Consider the following 23,631-nt stretch of genomic DNA (forward strand, 5'->3'; position numbering starts at 1 on the left):
GGGAGGTCATGCGCCCCATCGTAGGGGCGGGCGGTGGGCCGTCTCGTGGGGGTTTCCGCGGCAGTTTGGACTCCGCCTCGGTGGACCCCGTAGACTCCACCCCTGGTGTTCTCGCCCCATGCTTCGGCATGCCCGGAGATCACCGGAGGGCACTAGCTCAACTGGCAGAGCATCGGTCTCCAAAACCGAAGGTTGGGGGTTCAAGTCCCTCGTGCCCTGCAGATCGACTGCAGATCCCAGAGATCGACAGCACCGCACATGATCGAGAAGAGGTGACCGGCGTGTCGGACAGCAACGCCGTCCGCGGGACCCGCGACGACAAGGCCGACAAGCCGCGCACCGGCCCGGCGACGTTCTACCGCCAGGTCGTCGCCGAGCTGCGCAAGGTCGTCTACCCGACCCAGGAGCAGCTGGTCACCTACTTCCTGGTGGTCCTGGTCTTCGTCCTCTTCATGATGGCGCTCGTCTCGCTGCTCGACCTCGGCTTCGGCCAGCTGGCCTTCGAGGTCTTTGCCGGCGGCGGCGACCAGTGACCCGGTCCGGCTCGCGCCGGGCCCAGACCAACCTGACGACCAACTGATGGAGCAGCACGTGTCCGAGCAGTACGACGAGACCGAGGCGACCCCGACGGCGGACGAGCCGTCGCTGGAGGACGTCTTCGGCCAGCCCGACGAGGGCTCGGAGGTCGCGCTCGACCCGGCGCTCGACACCGAGGTCACCGACGAGGACACCGACGAGGCCATGGGTGTCGAGACCGACCTGCCCACGGCCGAAGAGGTCCAGGCGGACCAGGCGCTCGACGCCGCCGACGGCGACGAGGCGGCCGAGGAGTCCCCCGAGGAGCCCGCGGACGACGACCCGCTCGAGGCGTTCCGCCGCGAGCTGTGGGCCAAGCCGGGCGACTGGTTCGTCGTGCACACCTACTCCGGCATGGAGAACCGGGTGAAGTCGAACCTCGAGAACCGCATCATCTCCTTGAACATGGAGGACTACATCCACGAGATCGTGGTCCCCACCGAGGAGGTCGCGGAGATCAAGAACGGCCAGCGCAAGATGGTCAAGCGGACCGTCCTGCCCGGCTACGTGCTCGTCCGCATGGACCTGACCGACGAGTCGTGGGCCGCCGTGCGGCACACCCCCTCGGTCACGGGCTTCGTCGGCCACAGCCACCAGCCGGTGCCGCTGAGCATGACCGAGGTCGAGAACATGCTGGCCCCCGCCGTCGTCGCCCGCGCCGAGGCCGAGGCCGCTGCCGCCGGCACCGCCGCCCCGGTCGCCGCCGGCGCGACCACCGCGAAGAAGCCCGTCGAGGTCGCCGACTTCGACGTCTCCGACTCGGTCATGGTCGTCGACGGCCCGTTCGCCACGCTGCACGCCACGATCACCGAGATCAACGCCGAGTCCCAGCGCGTCAAGGCGCTGGTCGAGATCTTCGGCCGCGAGACCCCGGTCGAGCTCTCCTTCAGCCAGATCCAGCGCGTCTGAGCCGGAGCACGGCTCCGGCTCGGACCCGCGCTGGGTCGAGCGAGCGCCACGGCTGATCGGCCCCGGACGCCCGCAGCACCACGATTTCCACAGACCGAGCAGCGCGCCGCACAATGGTGCGGTTGCTCGCGCAACAGCAGGTGGCAGAGGACGACGTACGTCCTCGTCATGACCACGGAAGAGAAAGAGACAGAGCATGCCTCCCAAGAAGAAGATCGCTGCGCTGGTCAAGGTGCAGCTCCAGGCCGGCGCCGCGACGCCGGCCCCGCCGGTGGGTACCGCCCTCGGTCCGCACGGCGTGAACATCATGGAGTTCTGCAAGGCCTACAACGCCCAGACGGAGTCCATGCGCGGCAACGTGATCCCGGTCGAGATCACGATCTACGAGGACCGCAGCTTCACCTTCATCACCAAGACCCCGCCGGCCGCGGAGCTCATCAAGAAGGCCGCCGGCCTCCAGAAGGGCTCGGGCGTCCCGCACAAGGAGAAGGTCGGCAAGCTGACCAAGGACCAGGTCCGCGAGATCGCGCAGACCAAGCTGCCGGACCTCAACGCCAACGACATCGACGCCGCGATGAAGATCGTCGAGGGCACCGCCCGCTCCATGGGCGTCACCACCGACTGATCCCCTCGGCGTCGTCCCTCGACGGCACCCCGCCTGCCCGGCAGGCACCCGAACACATCCCGTGGCAGGGCCGCGCTGGCCCACCTGACCACACTGGAAGAGAAGAGACCCAGACATGCAGCGCAGCAAGACCTACCGCGCGGCGGCCGAGTCGTTCGACAAGGACGAGCTCTACGCCCCGCTGAACGCGATCAAGATCGCCAAGTCCGCCTCGAAGAAGAAGTTCGACGAGACCGTCGACGTGGTCATGCGCCTCGGCGTCGACCCGCGCAAGGCCGACCAGATGGTCCGCGGCACCGTCAACCTGCCGCACGGCACCGGCAAGACCGCCAAGGTCCTCGTCTTCGCGAACGGCGACAAGGCCGAGGCCGCCCGTGAGGCCGGCGCCGACGTCGTGGGTGGCGACGAGCTGATCGAGAAGGTCGCCGGCGGCTGGCTCGACTTCGACGCCGTGGTCGCGACTCCCGACATGATGGGCAAGGTCGGCCGCCTCGGCCGCGTGCTCGGCCCCCGCGGCCTCATGCCGAACCCGAAGACCGGCACGGTGACGCCGGACGTGGCGAAGGCCGTGACCGACATCAAGGGCGGCAAGATCGAGTTCCGCGTGGACCGCCACGCCAACCTGCACTTCATCATCGGCAAGGCCTCCTTCTCCGAGGTCCAGCTCGCGGAGAACTACGCCGCGGCGCTGGAGGAGGTCCTCCGCCTCAAGCCGGCCAGCTCCAAGGGCCGGTACGTCAAGAAGGTCACCGTCTCCACGACGATGGGCCCGGGCATCCAGGTGGACCCGAACCGCACCAAGAACGTCGCGCAGGAGGACGAGGGCGCCTCGGCCTGAGCCCCTCCCGCTCCGCACGCCGCCCCGGTCGCCAGCAGGTGACCGGGGCGGCGTCGATTTGGCGGCGCTCCCGGCCGCCCGTAGAGTTCCGTCCTGAAACCAGAGACCGCCGGTTGCCGTGGTGCATCAGCAGCACGACCGAAGGTTCCGCGGACGCGGACGACCAGCGCAGGTGAGCAGAGCGAGATCCTCCCGAGGATCGCACCACGCCCTGAGCGCCCGCGCTCGGGGCGTTCGTCGTTCCGGGGCCGGACGCGGTGGTCGACACCCGGAAGGAGACCCATGGCGCGGGCAGACAAGCAGGCAGCCGTCGCGGAGATCGTTGAGTCGTTCAACGATTCCGCCGGTGCTGTGCTGACCGAGTACCGCGGTCTCACCGTGAAGCAGCTGCAGGACCTGCGGCGCTCCCTCGGCGAGAACGCCAACTACGCCGTGGTCAAGAACACGCTGGCCAAGATCGCCGCCACCGAGGTGGGCATCGAAGGCTTCGACGACCTGCTGACCGGCCCGACCGCCATCGCCTTCATCAACGGCGACGTGGTCGAGGCGGCCAAGGGTCTGCGTGACTTTGCCAAGGCCAACCCCACCCTGGTCATCAAGGGTGGCGTCCTGGACGGCAAGCCCCTCGACGCCTCGGAGATCGCCAAGCTGGCGGACCTCGAGTCCCGCGAGGTGCTCCTGGGCAAGCTGGCCGGCGCGATGCTCGCGTCGCTCAGCCAGGCCGTCTACCTCCTCAACGCCCCGCTCGCCCAGGCCGCCCGTCTCGCGGGTGCGCTGCAGGCGAAGGCCGAGGAGGACCCCTCGATCCTCGCAGGTGGTGCCGGCGCGCCGGCCGCCGCCGAGGAGGCCCCGGCTGCCGAGGCGGAGGCCGCTCCGGCCGCCGACGAGGCTGCCCCGGCTGACGACTCAGCCACCGAAGCCTGATCCAGGGCTGAGTACCACCACCACCTGAAACCCGGCCCGGCCGCTCACGACGCGGCGGGCCAACCGATCCGAAAGGTTGCCATCATGGCGAAGCTCACCACCGACGAGCTCCTCGACGCGTTCAAGGAGATGACCCTCATCGAGCTCTCCGAGTTCGTGAAGCAGTTCGAGGACACCTTCGGCGTCACCGCGGCCGCCCCGGTCGCCGTCGCCGCTGCCCCGGCTGCCGGCGGTGCCGCCGGCGGCGGCGAGGCCGCTGCCGAGCAGGACGAGTTCGACGTCGTCCTCGAGTCCGCTGGTGACAAGAAGATCAACGTCATCAAGGAGGTCCGCGCCCTGACCTCGCTCGGCCTGAAGGAGGCCAAGGAGCTCGTGGAGTCGGCCCCCAAGGCCATCCTCGAGAAGGTCGCCAAGGACGCCGCGGAGAAGGCCAAGGAGGCCCTCGAGGGCGCCGGCGCCACCGTCACCCTCAAGTGACCTCGTCGGTCCGCGCCGGGTGACCGGCGCGGACCGCTGCACCGGGGCGGCCGCCTCCTTCGGGAGGTGGCCGCCCCGGTGTCATTTGTGCAGGTCAGCCCGGCCGGGGAGTGGCCGCGGGTCGAACGTCTCGGTTCGGTCTCACGAGACATCCGTCACGTGACGCACGTCGCCTCGTCGCGTAACCTCGCCGCGGACGATCCGTTGTTACCGACGAGTGGGGCTCGGGGGACGCGCCGTGCGCCGCACCGCGCCTCGTCGTGACGACGGGGCCACCCGGCTTGGGGAGAGGGACTGACATGGGCGTGGAGATCAAGGTCGAGGACCTGAGCAAGTCCTTCGGCAAGCAGCTCATCTGGGGCGACGTCACCCTCACGGTCCCCGCCGGCGAGATCTGCGTGATGCTGGGCCCCTCCGGCACCGGCAAGTCGGTCTTCCTCAAGACGCTCATCGGGCTGCTCAAGCCCGACAAGGGCTCGATCATCATCGAGGGCACCGACATCGCGAGCTGCTCGGAGAAGGAGCTCTACGAGATCCGCAAGCTGTTCGGCGTGCTGTTCCAGGACGGCGCGATGTTCGGCTCGATGAACCTCTACGACAACGTCGCCTTCCCGCTGCGCGAGCACACCAAGAAGTCCGAGTCCGAGATCCGCTCGATCGTCATGGAGAAGATGGACCTCGTCGGCCTCCTCGGCGCCGAGGACAAGCTCCCGGGCGAGATCTCCGGTGGCATGCGCAAGCGCGCCGGCCTGGCGCGCGCGCTCGTGCTCGACCCCGAGATCGTGCTCTTCGACGAGCCCGACTCCGGCCTGGACCCGGTCCGCACCGCGTTCCTCAACCAGCTCATCGTCGACCTGAACGCGCAGATCGACGCGACGTTCCTCATCGTCACCCACGACATCAACACCGCCCGGACCGTGCCGGACAACATCGGCCTGCTCTACCACAAGCACCTGGCGATGTTCGGCCCGCGCGAGATGCTGCTGAGCTCCGAGGAGCCGGTGGTGCGCCAGTTCCTCAACGCCCAGCGCGTCGGCCCGATCGGCATGTCGGAGGAGAAGGACGCCGACGAGCTCGCGGCCGAGGCCGACCAGGAGCTGCCGCCGCTGCCGCCGATCCCGATGCAGCTCGAGCCCTCCAACGGCATCCCGCGCCGCAGCCAGCGCGAGCCCGGCTCCTGGTGCCGTGAGCACGGCATCACCCCGCCTCCGGGGTCGTTCGAGGAGAACATGACCATGACGACGGGCGGCTGAGGCACCTTGGCCCCGCTCACCGCGACCCGCGTCCTCCGCCCTGTCGGGACCGCGGGGAAGCTCTTCGCCTTCGGCCTCGACGTCGGCCGCGGGCTGTTCCGGCGCCCGTTCCAGCTGCGCGAGTTCCTCCAGCAGGCCTGGTTCATCGCGTCGGTCACCATCATCCCGACCGCGCTGGTCGCCATCCCCTTCGGCGCGGTCATCGCGCTGCAGGTCGGCGGCCTGATCAAGCAGTTCGGCGCGCAGTCGTTCACCGGCTCGGCGTCGGTGCTCGCGGTCATCCAGCAGGCCGGTCCGATCGCGACCGCGCTGCTCATCGCGGGCGCCGGCGGCTCGGCGATCGCCGCCGACCTCGGCGCGCGGCGCATCCGCGAGGAGCTCGACGCGATGATGGTGCTGGGCATCGACCCGATCCAGCGGCTCGTCGTCCCGCGCGTGCTCGCCTGCATGCTCGTCGCGGTCTTCCTCAACGGCATGGTCAGCGTCGTCGGCGTGGCCGGTGGCTACGTCTTCAACGTGGTCCTCCAGGACGGCACTCCCGGCGCCTACCTGGCCAGCTTCACCGCCCTGGCGCAGCTGCCCGACCTGTGGATCGGCATGCTCAAGGCGCTGGTGTTCGGGTTCATCGCGGCCATCGTCGCGGCGTACAAGGGCATGAACGCCGGCGGCGGACCGAAGGGGGTCGGCGACGCGGTCAACGAGTCGGTCGTCATCACCTTCCTGCTCCTCTTCATCGTCAACTTCGTCCTGAGCACGATCTACCTCCAGCTCGTGCCCCCGAAGACAGGCTGATCCCGTGGCCAGCATCAAGTCCGTGGTGCAGCGACCGCTGGGCCAGCTCGACACCCTGGGCGGCCAGCTCGCGTTCTACCTGCGCGTGCTCAAGGCGACGCCCCGCTCGGTCGCGCGCTACCCGCGCGAGATCATGCGGATCCTCGCCGAGGTCACCCTCGGCTCCGGCGCGCTCGCCGTCATCGGCGGCACGGTCGGCGTCATCATCGGCATGACGTTCTTCACCGGCGCGCAGGTCGGGCTCTCGGGGTACGCCGCGCTCAACCAGCTCGGCACGGCGGCGTTCTCCGGCTTCGTCTCCGCGTACTTCAACACCCGCGAGATCGCCCCGCTGGTCGCCGGCATCGCGCTCGCGGCGACCGTCGGCTGCGGCTTCACCGCCCAGCTCGGCGCCATGCGGATCTCCGAGGAGGTCGACGCCCTCGAGGTGATGGCGATCCCCTCGATGCCGTTCCTGGTGGCGACGCGCGTCATCGGCGGCCTGATCGCGATCATCCCGTTGTACGTCGTGGGGCTGCTGTCGTCGTACTTCGCCAGCCGGCTCGTGGTCACGCAGTTCTACGGGCAGTCGACCGGCACCTACGACTACTACTTCAACAGGTTCCTGCCACCGGAGGACGTCCTCTGGTCCTTCGGCAAGGTGCTGGTCTTCGCCGTCGTCGTCATCCTCATCCACTGCTACCACGGCTACAACGCCTCCGGCGGCCCGGCCGGGGTGGGCGTGGCCGTGGGCCGCGCGGTCCGCACCAGCATCGTGGCCATCAACGTCATCGACCTGTTCCTGTCGATGGCGATCTGGGGCACCACCACGACCGTGAGACTGGCGGGGTGAGGTCATGATCCTGCGTCGCACCAAGCTGCTCGGCATCGCCTTCCTGGCGCTGATCGTGCTGTCCGTCTGGCTCGTCTACGGCGTCTTCACCAAGAAGTTCGCCACCTACGACGAGGTGACCCTGCGGACCTCGAGCATCGGCCTGCAGCTCCCGCAGCGCGCGGACGTCAAGATCCGTGGCGTCATCGTCGGCGAGGTGCTCGACTACGAGGCCGACTCCGACGGCGCCGAGGTCACCCTCGGCCTCCACCAGGGCAAGCGCGACACGATCCCGGCGAACGTGACCGGCTCGATCGTCCCCAAGACCCTCTTCGGCGAGAAGTACGTCTCCCTCGTCATCCCGGAGGACGCCGACGACGAGCCGATCGAGCCCGGCGCCACGATCGAGCGCACCGAGGTCTCGACCGAGGTCGAGGAGGTCCTCTCGGACCTCTACCCGCTGCTGCGGACGGTCCAGCCGGCCCAGCTCAACCGGACGCTCACCGCGATCGCGACCGCGCTCGAGGGTCGCGGCGAGGCGCTGGGGGAGAACCTCGAGACGCTGGACAGCTACCTCAAGCGGATCAACCCCGAGATCCCGCGGCTGGTCGAGGACCTCCGGCTGACGGCCGAGGTCTCCCAGGTCTACTCCGACGTGCTGCCAGAGGTCGGCTCGATCCTCGAGGACACCGTCCTGACCACCGGCACGCTCGAGGACCGCGAGGACAAGCTGAACGCCCTCTTCAACGACGTGTCGTCGTTCTCCGAGGTCGCCGGGACGTTCCTCGACGACAACGAGCAGAACCTGATCCGCCTCGGCGAGGTGGGCGAGCCGTTCCTGCGCACGCTGTCGAAGTACTCCCCGCAGTTCCCCTGCCTGCTGCGCGGGCTCGTCAACGCCGGCAAGCGACAGGCCGAGGCGTTCCGCGGCTTCGAGCTGCACATCGTCATCGAGGTGCTGCCGAACCAGCCGCGGCCCTACACGCCCGCCGACGCCCCGGTCTACGCCGACGACCGCGGACCCAACTGCCTGCACCTGCCGAACCCGCCCTGGAGCCAGGACAACCCCGTGCGCCACCAGCCCGACTTCCGCGACGGCATCGACGAGCCGACCGGCAAGGGGACCTCCCGCGTCGCCCCCGGCTTCCTCGCCGCCGGGCAGGGGTACGCCGGCAGCCCGGCCGAGTCGACCGTGCTGAAGAGCCTGCTGGCACCGGGTCTGGGCACCACGCCCGAGTCGGTCGACGACCTGGGGCCGCTCCTGGTGGCCCCCATGGCCCGCGGGGCGGAGGTGTCGGTGCGATGAGCCTGCTCGACAAGCGCACCGCCGGCGACCTCACCAAGCTGGTGGTCTTCATGGTGGTCACGGCGTTGGCGACCGGCCTGCTCGTCGTGATCATCGGCAACCTCTCCTTCGGGCCGACCCGGGAGTACAAGGCGGTCTTCGTCGATGCGACCGGCGTGGTCGAGGGCGACGACGTCCGCGTCGCCGGCGTCAAGGTCGGCACCGTCGAGGGCGTGGACATCGTCGACCGGACCCGGGCGCAGGTGACGTTCACCGTCGAGGAGGACATCGCGCTCAGCGAGGCCACCAACGCCTCGATCCGCTACCGCAACCTGGTCGGCCAGCGCTACATCTCGCTGACCCAGGGCATCGGCGCGACCGACGGGCTCGAGGACGGCGCCACGATCCCGGTGGACCGGACCTCGCCGGCGCTGGACCTGACGGTGCTGTTCAACGGCTTCAAGCCGCTGTTCCAGGCGCTGTCGCCCGACGACATCAACAAGCTCTCCTACGAGATCGTCCAGGTCTTCCAGGGCGAGGGCGGCACGCTCGAGGGGCTGCTCGCCAGCACCGCGTCCGTCACCCAGACCCTGGCGGACCGGGACCAGGTCATCGGCGACCTCATCGGCAACCTCGACCAGGTCCTCGAGCGGCTCGGGGACCGCGACGACCAGCTCTCGGAGCTCATCGTGAACTTCCGCCAGTTCGTCGGCGGGCTCAAGACCGACCGGCAGGCGATCCTGTCCTCGCTCGACCAGATCTCCGAGCTCTCCGACGAGACCGCCGACCTGGTCAAGGGGATCCGCACGCCCTTCATCGAGGACATCAAGCAGCTGCGACGGGTGACCAAGAACATCGACGACAACAAGGCCGAGCTCGACCGCGCCCTGCAGGTGCTGCCGATCAAGCTGAACAAGGTGGGCCGCACCGCGATCTACGGCTCGTTCTTCAACTTCTACCTGTGCCACTTCAAGGGCAACGTGCGCCTGCCTGCGAACATCTCGGTCCCGCTGACCTACTCCGTCGGGTCGGAGAGGTGTGATCTGGGATGAAGTCACCACACCCCACGAGACCGCTCCTTCCGCTGGCTGCGCTCGCTGCGCTCACGCTTCCGAGGGGACCCCGATGAAGCCGTTCCGCGAGCGCAACCCCGTGATCATCGGGCTGGTCAGCATCCTGGTGCTGGTGGCCCTCCTGATGGCCGCCTTCCGCGCCCAGGACCTGCCGATCATCGGCGGCGGCGAGACCTACCACGCCCGGTTCGCCGAGGCCGGTGGCCTCAAGGCCGACGACGAGGTCCGCATCGCCGGCGTCCGCGTCGGCAAGGTCGAGAGCGTCACCCTCGAGGACGGCGAGGTCGACGTGGCGTTCAAGATCAAGACCGACTCCGAGTTCGGCGACCTCACCCAGGCCTCGATCCGGGTCAAGACCCTGCTGGGCGCGATGTACCTCGCGCTCGAGCCCGCGGGCCAGGGCCAGCTCGAGGCCGGGAGCACGATCCCGCAGGAGCGCACGACCGCGCCGTACGACGTGGTCGAGGCGTTCGAGGGGCTGGCCGAGACCTCCGCCGACATCGACACCGACCAGCTGGCGGCCTCGCTGACCACGCTGGCCGACCTGACCCGCAACACGCCCGAGGAGTTCCGCGAGGCGCTCGACGGCGTCTCGGCGCTCTCGGAGACGATCGCCTCGCGCGACACCGAGCTGAACTCGCTGCTGAAGAACCTGCGCCGGGTCTCGTCGGTGCTCGACGAGCGCGACGGCGACCTCGTCGACCTGATGAACGACGCCGACGTGCTGTTCCGCGCGCTGCTCAAGCGCCGCGACTCGGTGCACCGGCTGCTCGTGGCGACCTCCACGCTGTCGCAGGAGCTGACCGCGCTCGTGAAGGGGACCCGCAAGGACCTCGCGCCCGCGCTGGCGAACCTGGAGAGCGTCGTGGCCGTGCTGACCAAGAACGAGGACAACATCGACAACAGCCTGCGGCTGATGGCGCCCTTCTACCGCGTCTTCGCCAACACGCTCGGCAACGGTCCCTGGTTCGACACCTACATCCAGAACCTGCCGCCGGTGCCGGACCTGGCGAACGGAGGTGGACTCGGATGACGCTCCTCAAGCGGGTCCTGGTGCCCCTGCTCCTCGTCGCGCTGGTCGTCGTCTTCGCCCTCACCGTCTTCGGCGGCTCGGGCACCAAGACGCTGGTGGCGCAGTTCCCCCGGACGGTGTCGCTCTACGAGGGCAGCGACGTGCGGGTGCTCGGCGTGCCGATCGGCCAGGTGGAGAAGGTCGAGCCGGACGGCACGAAGGTCGCGGTCACCATGCGCTACGACGCCGAGGTGAAGCTGCCGACCGACGCGCAGGCCGTCCTGGTCGCCCCGTCGATCGTGGGCGACCGCTACGTCCAGCTCACCCCGGCGTACGAGGGCGGCGACGTCATGGCCGACGGCACGATCCTCGACGAAGGTCGCACCGAGGTGCCGATCGAGCTCGACGACATCTACTCCAGCATCGACGACCTCACCGTCGCGCTCGGCCCGAACGGGGCGAACAAGGACGGTGCGCTCACCGACCTGCTCGAGGTGACCGCGGAGAACTTCGCCGGCGAGGGCGCGAAGCTCAACCAGACGATCAAGGACTTCGGCCGGTTCTCCGCCACGCTGGACAACAACAAGGAGGAGCTGTTCGGCTCCCTCGCCGAGCTCCAGGGCTTCATCGGGACCCTCGCCGAGAATGACCAGACCGTGCGCGACTTCAACGGCTCGCTCGGCTCGGTGTCCTCCCTGCTGGCCGACGAGCGGCAGGAGCTGACCGCGGCGCTGCGCAACCTCTCGGTCGCGCTCGGCCAGGTCGGCGACTTCGTGAAGACCAACCGCGACTCCCTCGGCCGCAACATCACGGGCCTCAACCGGGTGGCGAAGGTGCTGGTCAAGCAGCGTGCGGCTCTCGACGAGACGCTGGCCACCGCGCCGCTGGCGCTGAACAACCTGGCCATGACCTACAACCCGCAGGCCGGCACCCTCGACGTGAACGCCAACATCGGCCACCTCGCCGACGAGCTGATCAGCGATCCCTCGATCGTGCTGTGCAGCATCGTCAACCAGGTCGACGACAGCGGCTCGATCTGCAACCTGCTGGACTCGATCCTGCCCCGCTCGGTCCCCTTCGGTGCCGGCACCGGCTCCTCGTCGGGCAAGCGGTTCGACCTGAGCCTCGGTGGGCTCGTGGAGGTGACCCGATGAGACTGCGTCGTCCAACCGGCCGGTCCCTTGGTCGTCCCGCCGGCCTCGGCCGCGTCGGACGCGCCGCGGCGGCGGTCGCCCTGGGCTCGGTGCTCCTGACCGGGTGCGACTTCGACGTCTACAAGCTGCCGCTTCCTGGCGGGACCAGCACGGGCGACGACCCGATGACGCTCTCGGTGGAGTTCACCGACGTCCTGGACCTCGTGCCGCAGTCGACGGTCAAGGTCAACGACGTCAGCGTCGGCATGGTGACCGACGTGGAGCTGGAGGGGGAGACCGCCGTGGTCACCCTCGAGGTCCGCGGCGACACCGAGCTGCCGGCCGACGCCGTCGCCGAGATCCGCCAGACCAGCCTCCTCGGCGAGAAGTTCGTCTCCCTCGAGACGCCGGAGGACAGCCGCACCACCGAGCTGCTCAGCGACGGCGACGAGATCCCGATCGAGCGGACCGGACGCAACCCGGAGGTCGAGGAGGTGCTGGGCGCGCTGAGCCTGGTCCTCAACGGTGGCGGCGTCGCCCAGCTCAAGACCATCGCCGGCGAGCTCAACCTCGCCCTCGAGGGTCGCGAGGACTCCGCGCGCTCGGTGCTGACCCAGGTGCGGCGCCTGGTCGGCACGCTCGACGAGAACCGCGCCGACATCGTCGCGGCGATCGAGTCGCTCAACCAGCTGGCGATCGACGTCGACGAGCAGCAGGACACCATCGACCTGGCCCTCGACGAGCTGCCCAGCGCGATCGACTCGCTGGACCAGCAGCGTGGTGACCTGGTGAAGATGCTCCGCGCGCTCGACGACCTCGGCGACGTCGGCGTCCGGGTGATCAGTGCCTCCAAGGACGCCACCATCGAGTCGGTGCGCCAGCTCCAGCCCGTGCTCACCCAGCTCGCGAACTCCGGCGACGCGCTGGTGGACTCCTTCAACGTCTTCCTGACCTACCCGTTCGTCGACGAGGTCGTCGGCCGCGACCCCCAGGTCGCGCGGAACCTGCACATGGGTGACTACACCAACCTCTCGGTGCAGCTCGACATCGACGCCCGTGGCGGCACGACCGGGATCCCGACCTCGCTGCCCACGCTGCTGCCGACCGAGATCGCCCCGACGGCGGTCGTCGGCAACGTGCTCAAGTGCCTCCAGAGCCTGAGCCTCTCCAGCAAGGCCTGCCAGAAGGTCCTCGGCAACGTGCAGCTGCTGCTCGAGCTGCGCGAGGAGTGCGCGAAGCCCAAGAACAAGAACGTCACGGTCTGCACGATCCTCAACCAGGTCCCGGGCCTCCCGCTGCCCCTCGGCGGCGACGTCGACGGCAACGGCGACGGTGGCGGCCTCGGGGCGCTGGGCGACCTGCTCGGGCTGCCGCGCGCACCCTTCGGGCCGACCGCCGAGGGCGGGCCGACCGGTCCCGCCGAGCCCGGCCGCGGCCCGACGATGGGCCAGCTGATGGACGTCTACGACCCGGCGCTGGTGACCCTGCTCGTGCCGTCGCTGGTCCAGAGGGAGGCTGCGCGGTGATCACGCGTCGTACCAAGATCCAGCTGCTGGTCTTCGTCGTCATCACGCTGGTCGGCGTGAGCTTCGTGGGAGCCCGCTACGCCCGGCTCGACCGGCTCGTCATCGACGACGCCTACACGGTCGTCGCGCACTTCGAGGAGTCGGGCGGCATCTTCGCCGGCGGCGAGGTGACCTACCGCGGCGTCGGAGTCGGCCGCGTCGACAAGCTGGTGCTCACCGGCTCCGGGGTCGACGTCCACCTCGAGATCGACAACGAGCACGACGACATCCCGGCCGACACCGTCGCCCTGGTCGGCAACCGCTCGGCGGTCGGCGAGCAGTACGTCGAGCTCCAGCCCAAGGTCGACGACGGCCCGGCCCTCGAGGACGGCTCCGAGATCGACCGCGAGGACACCCGCACCCCGATCCGCACCGAGAAGCTGCTGGCCGACATCTCCGACACGGCCTCCTCGGTCGACCAGGAGGCGCTGCGGACCACCATCAACGAGCTCGGCACGGCCTTCGACGGCACCGGCGAGGACCTCCAGAAGATCATCGACACCGGCAACTCCTTCATCGCCGAGGCCGACGCGAACTTCGACCTGACGACCGCGCTCATCCGCGACAGCAACACGGTGCTCAACACCCAGCTCGACACCCAGAGCGCGCTGCGGACCTTCGCCTCGCAGCTCTCGCTGTTCAGCGGCGCGCTCGCCGGGGCGGACAAGGACCTGCGCCGCCTCATCGACGTCGGCTCGGGGACGGCCACCCAGCTGCGCACCTTCCTGGAGCAGAACCAGGTCGAGCTCGGCGACCTGCTCAACAACCTGGTCACGACCGGCGAGATCACCGTGCGCCACCTCGACGGCATCAAGCAGCTGCTGGTCGTCTACCCCTACGCGGTGGAGGGCGGCTTCACCGTCGTGTCCAAGACCCCCGAGACAGGGCTGTACGACGCGCACTTCGGCCTCATCCTCACCACCAAGAAGGTCTGCCAGGCCGGCTACGACGGCAGCGAGAAGCGGAACCCGCAGGACCGCGCCGACATCCCGATGGACGAGGACGCCCGCTGCACCGAGCCGGCCGCGGTCAGCAACGCCCGCGGCGCGCAGAACCTCCAGAAGTCCGCCGCCGCCAGCTACCGCGCGCCGGTGGTGGCCTCCTACGACCAGGAGACCGGCGAGGTCACCTGGGGTGACCGGGCGGCCTCGGCCCCGCGGACGGCCAGTACCGTGGCGCCGTCGACGCTGGGGAAGGACTCGTGGAAGTGGCTGTACCTCGCACCGCTGATGGCGACCGGGGAGTGACGGGCGACCGCACGCCTGCCGCCCCGAGCCGCTTCCGGTCCGTGCTGCTGGCCGTCCTGGGCGGCGTGCTGGCCCTCGGCCTGGTGACCTCGCTGGTCCTCGGCGTCGTGCGGTGGTCCGGCGTCCTGGGGGACGCCGACGAGGTCCAGGCCGACCGCGAGGCCGTCATGGCGCAGGCGCGCCAGTTCATGCTGCGGCTCAACACCTACGGCCCCGACCAGCTCGAGGGCGAGCAGATGCCGGAGTACCGCGAGCTGGTCGGCGAGGTGATGACCCCGAAGTTCCGCACCTCCTTCGAGCAGGGCGTCGTCGCCGCCGAGCAGACCGTCGTCGAGGCGCGCGTCGGCCGCACGGCCGAGGTGTTCGCCGCCGGCGTCTCCGACCTGGCCGGGGACAAGGCGACCGCGCTGGTCGCCGGCTCCTTCACCAGCAGCTACCCGCGCCGCGGCGCGGAGCCCGACGGGCCGCGCGTCGAGGACGAGCCGGTGTCCTTCCGGGTCCGGGTCGAGCTGGTGCGCAGCGAGGGCGAGTGGCTGGTCGACGACTTCGACCCGGTCGTCGCCGAGGAGGAGGCGGCCCCGTGACCCCCAGCTGGTACGACGTCCTCGGTGTCGAGCCGACCGCGTCCGACGCCGAGATCCGCGCGGCGTGGAAGACCGCGATCGCCGACCTCGACCCCACCGACGGTCGCTTCCGCTCGGCCAACCAGGCCGCCGAGGTGCTGCTCGACCCCGCGCGCCGGGCCGCCCACGACGCCGAGCTCGCGGCCGTCGTACCGCCCGAGCCCGGGCCTGGGGCCGAGCCCGAGCCCGAGGCCGAGCCCGAGCCGGCGGTTGGCGTGGAGCCCGCCCCCTCGGCCGGCCGCTCCGTCCCGAGCTGGCTGCTCGCGGTGGTCGCCCTCCTGGCCGCCGGCTCGGTGGCGCTCGCGGTGTGGCTCGCGTCCGACCTCGGCACCAGCGAGGACGCCGTCGAGGACGCCGCGCGCACCGCGCAGGCCCGTGCGGAGCAGGCGATCGTGCCGGTGCTGTCGTTCTCCCACGAGCGGCTCGAGGAGGACCGCGCCACCGCGCGCTCCTACCTCACCCCGTCCTACCGCGAGGAGTACGACCGGCTCTTCGACGTCATCAGCGACAACGCCCCGAGCACCGAGACGGTCGTGACCGGCCGGGTGCTGGACTCCGCGCTGGTGCGCACCGACGACGACGGCACCCGCGTCGACGTCCTCGTCTTCCTCGACCGGAGCACCGAGCGCAAGGACTACGAGGAGCCGCAGACCAGCTACGACCAGGTCACCGTGACCATGGTCGAGCGCGACGGCGACTGGCTCGTCGACGGCCTGGACACCACCCCGCTCGACTGACCCCTCAGGGGGCGGGCGACGTGCCGGGGGAGCGGGGTGCTTGACCCGGGACCGGGCAGCACGCATCATCGTCGCGGACGATCGTCCGTGAGGCGCCTGCCGACATTGTCGCGCGCCCCGGATTGGTGTATCGTGGCGCTTTGCGCCTGCCCTCAGATGCATTTCGGCCTGCCCGGTGGCTGATCTAGTGGGGGGCTCGGGCGCCACTCTGGCAGCGATCCTCGAAGGACACCTCTTGGCCGCGCGCACCACCTCTGGCAACCCCCGCCGCATCTCGTTCAACAAGATCCAGGACCCGATCGAGGTCCCGCAGCTCCTCTCCCTCCAGACCGACAGCTTCGACTGGCTGATCGGCAACGACAAGTGGAACGCCACCGTCGAGCGGCGGCGTGCCGAGGGCGAGGACGTCTCGAGCAAGTCCGGTCTGCAGGAGATCTTCGAGGAGATCTCCCCGATCGAGGACTTCTCCGAGACGATGTCGCTCTCGTTCGAGAACCCTGTGTTCTACGACCCGAAGTACACGGTCGACGAGTGCAAGGAGAAGGACTTCACCTACTCCGCCCCGCTCTACGTCTCCGCCGAGTTCACCAACAACGACACCGGTGAGATCAAGGGCCAGACGGTCTTCATGGGCGACTTCCCGCTCATGACCGACAAGGGCACGTTCATCATCAACGGCACCGAGCGTGTCGTCGTCAGCCAGCTCGTCCGCTCGCCGGGCGTCTACTTCGAGCGCGCGGCCGACAAGACGTCCGACAAGGACATCTACACCGCCAAGCTGATCCCGAGCCGCGGCGCGTGGCTGGAGTTCGAGATCGACAAGCGCGACCTGGTCGGCGTCCGCCTCGACCGCAAGCGGAAGCAGAACGTCACCGTCCTGCTCAAGGCGCTCGGCATGACGACCGAGCAGATTCTCGAGGAGTTCCGTCGTCCCGACGGCACCGTCTACGAGTCGATCGAGCTGACCCTGGAGAAGGACAACACCCAGGCGCAGGACGACGCGCTGCTCGACATCTACCGCAAGCTCCGCCCGGGCGAGCCGCCGACGCGCGAGGCCGCGCAGACGCTGCTGAACAACTACTACTTCAACCCCAAGCGCTACGACCTCGCCAAGGTCGGTCGCTACAAGATCAACAAGAAGCTCGGCCTGACCGAGGCCTTCGACCAGCAGACGCTGACCATCGAGGACATCGTCGCGGCGATCAAGTACATCGTCGCCCTGCACGACGGCCAGGAGCAGGTCGAGGCGCCCCAGGGTGCCCTCGACATCAGCGCCGACGACATCGACCACTTCGGCAACCGCCGGATGCGCACGGTCGGCGAGCTCATCCAGAACCAGCTCCGCACGGGCCTGGCCCGCATGGAGCGCGTGGTCCGCGAGCGGATGACGACCCAGGACGTCGAGGCCATCACGCCGCAGTCCCTGATCAACATCCGTCCCGTGGTCGCGGCGCTGAAGGAGTTCTTCGGCACCTCGCAGCTCTCGCAGTTCATGGACCAGACCAACCCGATCGCCGGTCTGACGCACAAGCGTCGCCTCTCGGCGCTCGGCCCCGGTGGTCTGTCCCGTGACCGCGCCGGCATGGAGGTCCGCGACGTCCACCCGTCGCACTACGGCCGCATGTGCCCGATCGAGACGCCGGAAGGCCCGAACATCGGCCTGATCGGCTCGCTCGCGTCGTACGGGCGGATCAACCCGTTCGGCTTCGTCGAGACGCCGTACCGCAAGGTCGAGGACGGTGTGGTCACCGACCACATCGACTACCTGACCGCGGACGACGAGGACCGGTACGTCATCGCCCAGGCCAACGCGGCCATGGACGACGACGGTCGGTTCGTCGAGGAGCGCGTGCTGGTCCGCCAGCGCGACGGTGAGGTCTCCGAGATCCTCGCCGCCGAGGTCGACTACATGGACGTCTCGCCGCGCCAGATGGTGTCGGTCGCGACCGCCCTGATCCCGTTCCTCGAGCACGACGACGCCAACCGTGCGCTCATGGGCGCCAACATGCAGCGCCAGGCCGTCCCGCTCATCACGAGCGACAGCCCGCTGGTCGGCACCGGCATCGAGTACCGCGCCGCCGTCGACGCCGGTGACGTGGTCACGGCCGACAAGGCCGGTGTGGTCAAGCAGGTCTCCGCCGACATCGTCGAGACGATGAACGACGACGGGACCTACTCGACCTACCGCCTGGCGAAGTTCCGCCGCTCCAACCAGGGCACCTGCATCAACCAGCGCCCGCTGGTGAGCGAGGGCGACCGGCTCGAGGCCGGCAGCCCGATCGCGGACGGCCCGTGCACCGACGACGCCGAGATGGCGCTGGGCACCAACCTGCTCGTGGCGTTCATGCCGTGGCAGGGCCACAACTACGAGGACGCGATCATCCTCAGCCAGCGCCTGGTGCAGGAGGACGTCCTCACCTCGATCCACATCGAGGAGCACGAGGTCGACGCCCGCGACACCAAGCTCGGCCCCGAGGAGATCACCCGGGACATCCCGAACGTCTCCGAGGAGATGCTGGCCGACCTCGACGAGCGCGGGATCATCCGCATCGGCGCCGAGGTCACGACCGGTGACATCCTCGTCGGCAAGGTCACGCCCAAGGGTGAGACCGAGCTGACCCCCGAGGAGCGCCTGCTCCGCGCGATCTTCGGCGAGAAGGCGCGCGAGGTGCGCGACACCTCGATGAAGGTCCCGCACGGCGAGTCCGGCACCGTCATCGGCGTCCGGGTCTTCGACCGCGAGGAGGGCGACGAGCTGCCGCCGGGCGTGAACCAGCTGGTCCGCGTCTACGTCGCGCAGAAGCGCAAGATCTCCGTCGGTGACAAGCTCGCCGGCCGCCACGGCAACAAGGGCGTCATCGCGAAGATCCTGCCGATCGAGGACATGCCGTTCATGGAGGACGGCACCCCGGTCGACGTCGTGCTGAACCCGCTGGGTGTCCCGCGACGGATGAACATCGGCCAGATCCTCGAGCTCCACCTCGGCTGGCTCGCCAAGCAGGGTTGGGACCTCAACCTGTCGGGCGACCCGGACAGCTCGAAGTGGAAGCAGCGCCTGATCAAGATCGGCGTGGACAAGGCCGACCCGAACACCAAGGTCGCGACCCCGGTGTTCGACGGTGCCCGCGAGGACGAGATCACCGGCCTGCTCGGCTCGACGATCCCCAACCGCGACGGCGTGCGGATGATCGACGAGTCCGGCAAGGCGCACCTGTTCGACGGCCGCTCCGGCGAGCCGTTCCCGGACCCGGTGTCGGTCGGCTACATGTACATCCTCAAGCTGCACCACCTCGTGGACGACAAGATCCACGCGCGCAGCACCGGCCCCTACTCGATGATCACGCAGCAGCCCCTGGGTGGTAAGGCCCAGTTCGGTGGCCAGCGGTTCGGCGAGATGGAGGTCTGGGCGATGGAGGCGTACGGCGCCGCCTACGCCCTGCAGGAGCTGCTCACGATCAAGTCCGACGACGTGCCCGGTCGCGTCAAGGTCTACGAGGCGATCGTCAAGGGCGAGAACATCCCCGACTCCGGCATCCCGGAGTCGTTCAAGGTGCTCGTCAAGGAGATGCAGTCGCTCTGCCTGAACGTCGAGGTGCTCAGCCAGGACGGCTCGCAGATCGAGCTCCGTGACGCGGAGGAGGACGTCTTCCGCGCCGCCGAGGAGCTCGGCATCGACCTGTCGCGTCGCGAGCCCAGCTCGGTCGAAGAAGTCTGAGGTGCGCGGCCGGCGCGCGCGAGCGCGCCGGCCGCCCTCGGTCCACAGCTTGCTTTCCAGAACTAACGAAGGACAACAGCCATCGTGCTCGATGTGAACTTCTTCGACCAGCTCCAGATCGGCCTGGCCACCGCGGACGACATCCGCACGTGGAGCCACGGCGAGGTCAAGAAGCCGGAGACCATCAACTACCGCACGCTCAAGCCCGAGCGTGACGGCCTCTTCTGCGAGAAGATCTTCGGTCCCACCCGGGACTGGGAGTGCTACTGCGGCAAGTACAAGCGCGTGCGCTTCAAGGGCATCATCTGCGAGCGCTGCGGCGTCGAGGTGACCCGCTCCAAGGTGCGTCGCGAGCGCATGGGCCACATCGAGCTCGCCGCGCCCGTGACCCACATCTGGTACTTCAAGGGTGTCCCCAGCCGGCTCGGCTACCTGCTCGACCTGGCGCCGAAGGACCTCGAGAAGGTCATCTACTTCGCGGCGTACATGATCACCTCCGTCGACGAGGACGCTCGCCACCGCGACCTGGCCTCGCTCGAGGGCAAGGTGCAGCTCGAGCGCGAGCGCCTCGAGAAGCGGCGCGACACCTCCATCGAGGACCGCGCCAAGAAGCTCGAGGAGGACCTCGCGGCCCTCGAGGCCGAGGGTGCCAAGGCCGACCAGCGCCGCAAGGTCAAGGACGGCGCCGAGCGGGAGATGAAGCAGCTGCGCGACCGTGCGCAGCGCGAGATCGACCGTCTCGACGAGGTGTGGAACACCTTCAAGTCGCTCAAGGTCCAGGACCTCATGGGCGACGAGATGCTCTACCGCGAGATGAAGAACTGGTTCGGCAAGTACTTCGAGGGCCACATGGGCGCCACGGCGATCCAGAAGCGCCTCGAGTCCTTCGACATCGCCGCGGAGGTGGAGTCGCTGCGCGACACCATCGCCAACGGCAAGGGCCAGAAGAAGGTCCGCGCGCTCAAGCGGCTCAAGGTCGTCGACGCGTTCCGCAAGACGGGCAACAAGCCGCAGGGCATGGTGCTCGACGCCGTCCCGGTCATCCCGCCGGACCTGCGTCCGATGGTGCAGCTCGACGGTGGCCGCTTCGCCACCTCCGACCTCAACGACCTGTACCGCCGCGTCATCAACCGCAACAACCGCCTCAAGCGGCTGCTCGACCTCGGCGCGCCCGAGATCATCGTCAACAACGAGAAGCGGATGCTCCAGGAGGCCGTCGACTCGCTGTTCGACAACGGCCGCCGTGGTCGCCCCGTCACCGGCCCGGGCAACCGGCCGCTGAAGTCGCTCTCGGACATGCTCAAGGGCAAGCAGGGTCGCTTCCGCCAGAACCTGCTCGGCAAGCGCGTGGACTACTCGGGCCGTTCGGTCATCGTGTCGGGTCCGCAGCTGAAGCTGCACCAGTGCGGTCTGCCCAAGCAGATGGCGCTGGAGCTGTTCAAGCCGTTCGTCATGAAGCGGCTCGTCGACCTCTCGCACGCGCAGAACATCAAGTCCGCCAAGCGGATGGTCGAGCGCGCGCGCCCGGTCGTGTGGGACGTCCTCGAAGAGGTCATCACCGAGCACCCGGTGCTGCTCAACCGTGCGCCCACGCTGCACCGCCTCGGCATCCAGGCCTTCGAGCCGCAGCTGATCGAGGGCAAGGCCATCCAGATCCACCCGCTCGTCTGCTCGGCGTTCAACGCCGACTTCGACGGCGACCAGATGGCCGTCCACCTGCCGCTCTCCGCGGAGGCGCAGGCCGAGGCCCGGATCCTGATGCTGTCGACGAACAACATCCTCAAGCCGTCGGACGGTCGCCCCGTGACCATGCCGACGCAGGACATGATCATCGGCCTGTTCTTCCTCACCACCGACCGTGAGGGCGAGCCGGGCGAGGGCCGTGCCTTCTCGTCCCCGGCCGAGGCGATCATGGCCTTCGACCGCGGCGAGATCTCGGTGCAGTCCAGGATCAAGGTCCGGGTGGAGGACGAGGGCACCCTCGACACCACGCTCGGCCGCGTGCTGTTCAACGACACCCTGCCGATCGACTACCCCTTCGTGAACTACGAGGTGGGCAAGAAGCAGCTCGGCGCGATCGTCAACGACCTGGCCGAGCGCTACACCAAGGTCGAGGTCGCCGCGTCGCTGGACGCCCTGAAGGACACCGGCTTCCGCTGGGCCACCTTCTCCGGCGTCACCGTGTCGATCGAGGACGTCGTCACCCCCGCCGACAAGAAGGAGATCCTCTCCTCCTACGAGGCGCAGGCGGCGAAGGTCCAAAAGCAGTTCGAGCGCGGTCTGGTCACCGACGAGGAGCGCCGCCAGGAGCTCATCGAGATCTGGACCGAGGCCTCCAACGAGGTCGGCAAGGCGATGGAGAAGAACTTCGACCGCGCCAACCCGATCTACATGATGGTCGACTCGGGTGCCTCCGGAAACATGAACCAGATCCGGCAGGTGGCCGCCATGCGTGGCCTGGTGGCCAACCCGAAGGGCGAGATCATCCCGCGCCCGATCAAGTCGAACTTCCGCGAGGGCCTGACGGTCCTGGAGTACTTCATCGCGACGCACGGTGCCCGCAAGGGTCTGGCGGACACCGCGCTGCGGACCGCCGACTCGGGCTACCTGACCCGTCGTCTGGTGGACGTCTCCCAGGACGTCATCATCCGCGAGGACGACTGCGGCACCGAGCGTGGTCTGCCCAAGCGGATCGGCGAGCGTCGTGAGGACGGCTCCGTGGTCAAGGCGGAGAACGCCGAGACCGCGGCGTACGCCCGCTCGGCCGCCGTCGAGGTCACCCACCCCGAGACCGGCGACGTGCTGGTCGAGGCCGGTGGCGACCTCGGTGACGTCAAGATCGCCGAGCTGATCGCGGCCGGCATCGAGGAGGTCAAGGTCCGCTCCGTGCTGACCTGCGACGCCCGCACCGGCACCTGTGCCAAGTGCTACGGCCGCTCGCTGGCCACCGGCAAGCTCGTCGACATCGGCGAGGCGGTCGGCATCATCGCCGCCCAGTCGATCGGTGAGCCCGGCACGCAGCTGACCATGCGTACCTTCCACACCGGTGGTGTGGCCTCCGCGGACGACATCACGCAGGGTCTGCCCCGCGTGGTCGAGCTCTTCGAGGCCCGCTCGCCCAAGGGTCGTACGCCGATCGCCGAGGCCGCCGGCCGCGTCGAGATCGAGGAGACCGACAAGGCCCGCAAGGTCCTGGTCACCCCGGACGACGGCTCGGAGGTCCAGGAGTACGCCGTGTCGAAGCGCTCGCGCCTCAACGTGGCGGACGGCGACCACATCGAGGTCGGCCACCACCTCACCTCCGGCACGCCGGACCCGCAGGACGTCCTGCGGATCCTGGGTGTCCGCAAGGCGCAGGAGCACCTGGTGGACGAGGTGCAGAACGTGTACCGCTCGCAGGGCGTGGCGATCCACGACAAGCACATCGAGATCATCGTCCGGCAGATGCTGCGCCGGGTGACGGTCATCGAGTCCGGCGACACGAACCTGCTGCCGTCCGACCTCGTCGACCGCGTGATCTTCGAGGAGGAGAACCGGCGCGTGGTCTCCGAGGGCGGCAAGCCGGCCTCGGGTCGCCCGGTGCTCATGGGCATCACCAAGGCCTCGCTGGCGACCGAGTCGTGGCTCTCGGCGGCCTCCTTCCAGGAGACCACCCGCGTCCTCACCGACGCAGCGATCCACGGCCGCTCGGACTCGCTGCGCGGTCTGAAGGAGAACGTGATCATCGGCAAGCTGATCCCGGCTGGTACCGGCCTCGAGCGGTACCGCAACATCCGGGTGGAGCCCACCGAGGAGGCTCGCGCCGCGGCGTACTCCGTCACCGGTTACGACTCCTACGACTACGAGTTCGGTGCCAACGGCGGCCAGGCCGTCGCCCTGGACGACTTCGACTTCGGGTCGTACCAGTCCTGAGGCACCGGCCCTGAGGATCGAACCGGGAACCCCGTCACGCGCTGCGTGACGGGGTTCCCGTCATTTCCGGACGTGCCTGGGCCGGGCTCGGGCAGGATGCCGGCATGAAGGTCGTGCTGGCAGG

General features: G+C 69.1%; 19 protein-coding genes and 1 tRNA gene. All 20 read left to right on the forward strand.

Going from position 1 to position 23,631, the window contains the following annotated elements; genetic code table 11:
* Window positions 1-146: 146 nt before the first annotated feature.
* The 20 genes from G6553_RS18970 to G6553_RS19065 all read left to right on the forward strand — a co-directional run bounded on the left by G6553_RS18970 (window position 147) and on the right by G6553_RS19065 (window position 23,507).
* Window positions 147-219 (forward strand) — tRNA-Trp (locus G6553_RS18970).
* A gap of 62 nt (window positions 220-281) precedes the next feature.
* Window positions 282-533, forward strand: coding sequence for a preprotein translocase subunit SecE (gene secE / locus G6553_RS21900; RefSeq protein ID WP_166196391.1), 252 nt, complete (start codon window positions 282-284; stop codon window positions 531-533).
* A 46-nt stretch (window positions 534-579) separates the two neighbouring features.
* Complete coding sequence (nusG, locus tag G6553_RS18980; protein WP_166196393.1) at window positions 580-1,485, forward strand: transcription termination/antitermination protein NusG; 906 nt, start codon at window positions 580-582, stop codon at window positions 1,483-1,485.
* 196 nt (window positions 1,486-1,681) lie between these two features.
* Window positions 1,682-2,110 (forward strand): 50S ribosomal protein L11, encoded by a 429-nt coding sequence (rplK, locus tag G6553_RS18985; protein WP_028637305.1) that lies wholly within the window; start codon window positions 1,682-1,684, stop codon window positions 2,108-2,110.
* A 115-nt stretch (window positions 2,111-2,225) separates the two neighbouring features.
* Entirely contained in the window at window positions 2,226-2,948 is a 723-nt protein-coding gene (gene rplA, locus G6553_RS18990; RefSeq protein WP_166196395.1) for a 50S ribosomal protein L1, read from the forward strand.
* Between the two features lie 282 nt (window positions 2,949-3,230).
* Window positions 3,231-3,872, forward strand: coding sequence for a 50S ribosomal protein L10 (rplJ, locus tag G6553_RS18995; RefSeq protein ID WP_166196397.1), 642 nt, complete (start codon window positions 3,231-3,233; stop codon window positions 3,870-3,872).
* A gap of 84 nt (window positions 3,873-3,956) precedes the next feature.
* Complete coding sequence (gene rplL, locus G6553_RS19000) at window positions 3,957-4,349, forward strand: 50S ribosomal protein L7/L12 (protein WP_166196399.1); 393 nt, start codon at window positions 3,957-3,959, stop codon at window positions 4,347-4,349.
* 299 nt (window positions 4,350-4,648) lie between these two features.
* Window positions 4,649-5,602 carry an ABC transporter ATP-binding protein gene (locus G6553_RS19005; RefSeq protein ID WP_166196401.1) on the forward strand — a complete coding sequence of 318 codons (954 nt, stop codon included), beginning with the start codon at window positions 4,649-4,651 and terminating at the stop codon, window positions 5,600-5,602.
* Between the two features lie 6 nt (window positions 5,603-5,608).
* Entirely contained in the window at window positions 5,609-6,394 is a 786-nt protein-coding gene (locus G6553_RS19010) for an ABC transporter permease (protein ID WP_166196403.1), read from the forward strand.
* Between the two features lie 4 nt (window positions 6,395-6,398).
* Entirely contained in the window at window positions 6,399-7,226 is an 828-nt protein-coding gene (locus G6553_RS19015; RefSeq protein WP_166196405.1) for an ABC transporter permease, read from the forward strand.
* Between the two features lie 4 nt (window positions 7,227-7,230).
* A complete protein-coding gene (locus G6553_RS19020; RefSeq protein WP_166196406.1) occupies window positions 7,231-8,511 on the forward strand; it encodes an MCE family protein in 1,281 nt (426 codons plus the stop codon).
* On the forward strand, window positions 8,508-9,542 hold the full coding sequence (locus G6553_RS19025) for an MCE family protein (RefSeq protein WP_166196408.1): 1,035 nt from the start codon (window positions 8,508-8,510) through the stop codon (window positions 9,540-9,542). The genes G6553_RS19020 and G6553_RS19025 overlap by 4 nt, the downstream gene beginning before the upstream one ends.
* A 73-nt stretch (window positions 9,543-9,615) precedes the next feature.
* Window positions 9,616-10,596 carry an MCE family protein gene (locus tag G6553_RS19030; protein WP_166196410.1) on the forward strand — a complete coding sequence of 327 codons (981 nt, stop codon included), beginning with the start codon at window positions 9,616-9,618 and terminating at the stop codon, window positions 10,594-10,596.
* Complete coding sequence (locus G6553_RS19035; RefSeq protein ID WP_166196412.1) at window positions 10,593-11,729, forward strand: MCE family protein; 1,137 nt, start codon at window positions 10,593-10,595, stop codon at window positions 11,727-11,729. The genes G6553_RS19030 and G6553_RS19035 overlap by 4 nt, the downstream gene beginning before the upstream one ends.
* Window positions 11,726-13,234 (forward strand): MCE family protein, encoded by a 1,509-nt coding sequence (locus tag G6553_RS19040; protein ID WP_166196435.1) that lies wholly within the window; start codon window positions 11,726-11,728, stop codon window positions 13,232-13,234. The genes G6553_RS19035 and G6553_RS19040 overlap by 4 nt, the downstream gene beginning before the upstream one ends.
* A complete protein-coding gene (locus G6553_RS19045; RefSeq protein WP_166196437.1) occupies window positions 13,231-14,520 on the forward strand; it encodes an MlaD family protein in 1,290 nt (429 codons plus the stop codon). Before G6553_RS19040 ends, G6553_RS19045 begins: the two co-directional genes overlap by 4 nt.
* A gap of 41 nt (window positions 14,521-14,561) precedes the next feature.
* Entirely contained in the window at window positions 14,562-15,104 is a 543-nt protein-coding gene (locus tag G6553_RS19050; protein ID WP_166196439.1) for a hypothetical protein, read from the forward strand.
* On the forward strand, window positions 15,101-15,880 hold the full coding sequence (locus G6553_RS19055) for a DnaJ domain-containing protein (protein ID WP_166196441.1): 780 nt from the start codon (window positions 15,101-15,103) through the stop codon (window positions 15,878-15,880). The genes G6553_RS19050 and G6553_RS19055 overlap by 4 nt, the downstream gene beginning before the upstream one ends.
* A 235-nt stretch (window positions 15,881-16,115) precedes the next feature.
* Window positions 16,116-19,595: a DNA-directed RNA polymerase subunit beta gene (gene rpoB, locus G6553_RS19060; RefSeq protein ID WP_166196443.1), complete on the forward strand. Its 3,480-nt coding sequence runs from the start codon at window positions 16,116-16,118 to the stop codon at window positions 19,593-19,595.
* 84 nt (window positions 19,596-19,679) lie between these two features.
* Window positions 19,680-23,507 (forward strand): DNA-directed RNA polymerase subunit beta', encoded by a 3,828-nt coding sequence (locus G6553_RS19065; protein ID WP_166196445.1) that lies wholly within the window; start codon window positions 19,680-19,682, stop codon window positions 23,505-23,507.
* Window positions 23,508-23,631: the final 124 nt, after the last annotated feature.

It is taken from the genome of Nocardioides sp. IC4_145 (assembly GCF_011250565.1).
GTDB lineage: Bacteria > Actinomycetota > Actinomycetes > Propionibacteriales > Nocardioidaceae > Nocardioides.